4 protein-coding genes are annotated in these 3,975 nt (G+C 64.0%); 2 read left to right on the plus strand and 2 right to left on the minus strand.

Translation table 11 applies throughout. From position 1 onward, the window contains the following. A partial coding sequence (locus HP499_RS21695) for an NAD(P)/FAD-dependent oxidoreductase (RefSeq protein ID WP_172326172.1) occupies positions 1 to 1,163 on the minus strand: 1,163 nt, incomplete at its 3' end. 124 nt (positions 1,164 to 1,287) lie between these two features. Between HP499_RS21695 and HP499_RS21700 the strand changes: the two genes are divergently transcribed. Together HP499_RS21700 and HP499_RS21705 are read left to right on the plus strand one after the other, a co-directional pair. Then, on the plus strand, positions 1,288 to 2,073 hold the full coding sequence (locus HP499_RS21700) for a histidine phosphatase family protein (protein WP_172326173.1): 786 nt from the start codon (positions 1,288 to 1,290) through the stop codon (positions 2,071 to 2,073). Next, a complete protein-coding gene (locus HP499_RS21705; RefSeq protein ID WP_309138434.1) occupies positions 2,057 to 2,974 on the plus strand; it encodes an NAD(P)H-hydrate dehydratase in 918 nt (305 codons plus the stop codon). Before HP499_RS21700 ends, HP499_RS21705 begins: the two co-directional genes overlap by 17 nt. Before the next feature lie 16 nt (positions 2,975 to 2,990). On the opposite strand, the gene HP499_RS21710 is transcribed toward HP499_RS21705, so the two are convergent. Next, positions 2,991 to 3,975: helicase-related protein (locus tag HP499_RS21710; protein ID WP_172326175.1), on the minus strand; the 985-nt coding region annotated here is incomplete at its 5' end.

Raw genomic sequence — 3,975 nt, forward strand, 5'->3', positions numbered from 1 at the left:
TTCTGTTGCAGTCCGGACAACAAGGCCAAGTGCACCAAGAGCCAGGACAGAAAGGCAAGGATGCCTTGCAACTGAAGGCGCTTGCGGCCCAACTCTGCCACTGCGGCGCCGCGGCCAACCATCGCCATATAACCTTTGTCCACGTAGCGGAATGGAGTCCGCCCCTCCCCGCCGAGGTCCGCGAGGATGTTCTTGGCCGCCCATTTTCCAGCCTGTTGAGCTACAGAACCCAGCTGGGGCAGCTTTGCCCCCGTGGAATCCGTAATGTTTGCCGCATCGCCAATGACATAGACGCCGTCCACGTCAGGAGCGGTCAGGTCAGGAAGGACGTCAACGCGGCCCCCTCTCCCCTGGGCAAGGCCGGAGCCGGCAATGAGGTCGCCCGCTTTGAGGCCCCCGGCCCACACCACAATTTGTCCAGGCACGGAACTGCCGTCCGCCAAAGTCACCCCGTCCGGCCGGACCTCGGTAACGCCCACTCCCATATGAAGTTGGACGCCCACCTTCTTCAAATGATCGGTGGCATAGCTCTGGGACTTGGCGGAGAACATATTCAGGACGCTGGGAACCATGTCCACCAAATGCACCCGGCACCGTGCCGCGAGCTCGGGCGAGAAATATTTGCTCACCACGTATTTGACGTTTTCCGCCATCGCTCCTGCGGTCTCCACACCGGTGGGTCCGCCTCCCACCACCACAACATCCACCGAACCGTCAGGGTTTCTGTCGGCTTGGTCCAGAAGCCTGGTGAGGCCGGTGCCAAGTCGTGTGGCGTCGGTGACGGAGTACAGCGGGAACGCCAGCTCTTCCGCACCCGGGGTATTGAAGAAGTTCGGAACCGCCCCTACTGCGATCACCAGAGTATCTGCGCGCATGGTTCGGCCATCCGAGGTGGTGACCAGCCGCTCTGCCGCACTGACGGACTCGACCTTGGCTGTCAGGACTTTGACCGTTTTGAAGCGGCGGAAAACTGAACGCAGCGGGCGGGCAATGGCGGAGACACCTATTTGGGACGTCGCCACTTGGTACAGGAGCGGCTGGAACTGGTGGTAATTGTTCGAATCGATCAGCAGGACCCGCACGCCTTTGCGCCCCAGTTCCTTGGCTGCGGCTACGCCCGCAAATCCGGCACCGACAATGATGACTTGGTATGAGTCCTCCATGCGAGCAACTTACTTCACTCCCCGTCCGGGCAAAAGGGGTTGTGGCTTACGCTCATGCGTTTACCAACTGGCCCCGTGGGTACGCAGTGGGTAGTGTTCTGCATTCGGCAACGCACACGGAGGAGTGATCTTTGTGAATGAGGACGGGCTGACGGAGGCAGTGCAGGAGGCCGGTGCCGTAGAGCTGCTGTTGATCCGGCACGGTGAGAGCGAAGGCAACGTCGCTGCCACGGAGGCACGCCTGGCCGGGGCGGAAGTTATCCAGGTTCCGGCCCGGGATGCCGACGTGAACTTGTCCGGCACCGGACAGGAGCAGGCGAAAGCACTGGGAACGGCATTGGCACGCATCGCAGAAGAGTTCCGCCCGGACGCCGTGGTGTCCTCCCCTTATGCCCGTGCCAGACAGACAGCGGAAATCGCCGTTGAGGCGGCCGGCTGGCCGATAAAAATCCGCAGCGACGAACGCCTCAGGGACAGGGAACTGGGGATCTTGGACCGGCTGACACGCTTGGGCGTTGAAAGGCGGTACCCGGATGAAGCCGAGCGGCGTCTTTGGCTCGGCAAACTCTACTACCGGCCGCCTGGTGGTGAGTCCTGGGCCGATGTTGCCCTCCGCCTGCGGTCAGTCCTGGACGAGCTCAACACTTTGGGCAGGGGGCACCGGGTGATGTTGGTCTGCCACGATGCCGTCATCCTGCTGGTCCGCTATGTGCTGGAAGGGATGTCCGAGGACCAAATACTGGACCTTGCTGCGAGCACGTCGGTGCTGAATGCGTCCATTACCCGTTATGTACGGCCCACGGGCGCCGGCCCATGGGAACTGGAGAGCTTCAATGTGGCCGACCATCTGAGCGAGCAGGGAGTGGCCGTGACCGAACATGCAGGAGACGCCAGTGTCCACCCGCAGTGATTCGAGCGCTCCGGTTCTGGTGACGCCCTCCCTTCTCCGGGACTGGCCTTTGCCGGCACCGGGCGAGGACAAATACTCGCGCGGAGCCGTTCTGGTCATCGGAGGGGCCCGGACCACTCCCGGCGCGGCGCTGCTGGCCGGCACCGCAGCGCTCCGTGCCGGAGCCGGGAAAATAACCCTGGCAGTTGCCGAGTCCGTCGCCGCTCAACTCGGCGTGGCACTGCCTGAATGCGGCGCCATAGGCTTGCCGGAAAACATCAATGGCTCCGTGACCGGCGACGGCCTGGACCGTGTTGCCCGCAACCTGGAGAAAGCGGATGCCGTCCTGATCGGGCCGGGCCTGGACGACGTCGACCTCGCTGAGGCACTGCTGCGGGCGTTGCTGGAGCGGGAGCAATCCGACGGCGGTGCCGGCGCCGCGGGAGGTCCCGCCGTCGTGCTTGATGCTTTTGCCCTCGGAGTGCTGGTGAACATCGAGGAAGAGCTCGAACCGTGGCGGGGACGGTTGATCCTGACCCCCAATCCAACCGAAGCAGGAATCCTGCTTGGCCGTGACGTGGAGGACCTCGAACGCGATGTTGCCGCTGTGGCTGATCGCTTCGATGCCGTGGTGAGCTGCCAGGGCGTGATTGCCGGGCCATCGGGCGGCGGCAGCGGGAACCTCTGGAAGATCACCACCGGGTACGGCGGGCTGGGAACGTCCGGCAGCGGGGACGTTCTCACAGGCGGCGTCGCCGGACTGCGGGCGCGGGGAACCAGCGATGCCCAGGCAGCCTGCTGGGGCACCCACCTCCATGCCGCGGCGGCGGACCGCTTGGCCAGCAAGCTCGGCCCCTTGGGATTCCTGGCACGCGAACTGGCCGATGAACTGCCGGCACTGATGCTGGAACTCAACACCTGAAACCGGCACCAGGCACCTAGGCGGGCTTCAGCAACCCGTGCTCGACGACGGCGGAACGGGACAGCGTTTTGTAGCCCTCCTGCTCGAACAGGACTGTGATGACATCATCCTCGTGGCGCATCACCAGGCCCGGCCCCCATTCCTTGTGCACCACAGTGGACTGGAGGGGAAACGGCTCAACTGCGTTGGATGCAGGCGCTTGCTGCGTTTGGTCCGGAGCGTTTTGGTGTTGCGCGTCGGCGCATGAGTCGCAGTTTCCGCAGGGCTCCGGCATGTCCTCACCGAAATAGCCGAGCAGGAACTGACGGCGGCAACTGTCCGTCTCCGCATAGGCGCGCATCATGGTCAGCCGCGACTGTTCCACGCGCTGCCGGGCCTCGGCGCGTTCGACGGCGCGCCGCACCAAGGTGGACAACCTGGCTTTCGAATCAAGCCGCGTTCCGCGCTTGCCCGTGCTGACGGCGCCCGCTTCTTCCAGCTGGTTGACCAGTGCGGTAATCCTCCGGGCGGGAAGGCCCGTGAGCTCCGTCAACGCCGTCTTCGGAGCAGGAGCACCGGCATTCTTGACGACTTTCAACACGGACATCAGCGCGTCAACGTCCGGGGCATGGGTGCTGAAGAACTTGCGCAGCCCCAGGTCCTCGGCACGGTAGTGCAGGATCGCTTCCGCTGGTTCGCCGTCGCGGCCGCCCCGGCCGATCTCCTGGTAGTAGGAGTCCAATGACTCGGGAATGTCGGCGTGCACCACGAACCGCACATTGGGCTTATCGATCCCCATGCCGAACGCCGTAGTGGCAACCACTACGTCCAGCTGGTCATCCATGAATGCCTCATGGATGGCCTCCCGGTCCTTGTCCGACCTGCCTGCGTGATACGCCTCCGCACGGAGCCCGGCATCGGCCAGTTTGGCCGCGTACTTTTCGCTGTCCTTGCGGGTGGCAACATACAGCAGCCCCACACCCTGGGCCTTGGCCAGTGAGGCTACGTGTTCCAGCACGGCT

Origin of the sequence: Paenarthrobacter sp. CM16, from assembly GCF_013179505.1 — a bacterium.
Taxonomy (GTDB): Bacteria; Actinomycetota; Actinomycetes; order Actinomycetales; family Micrococcaceae; genus Arthrobacter.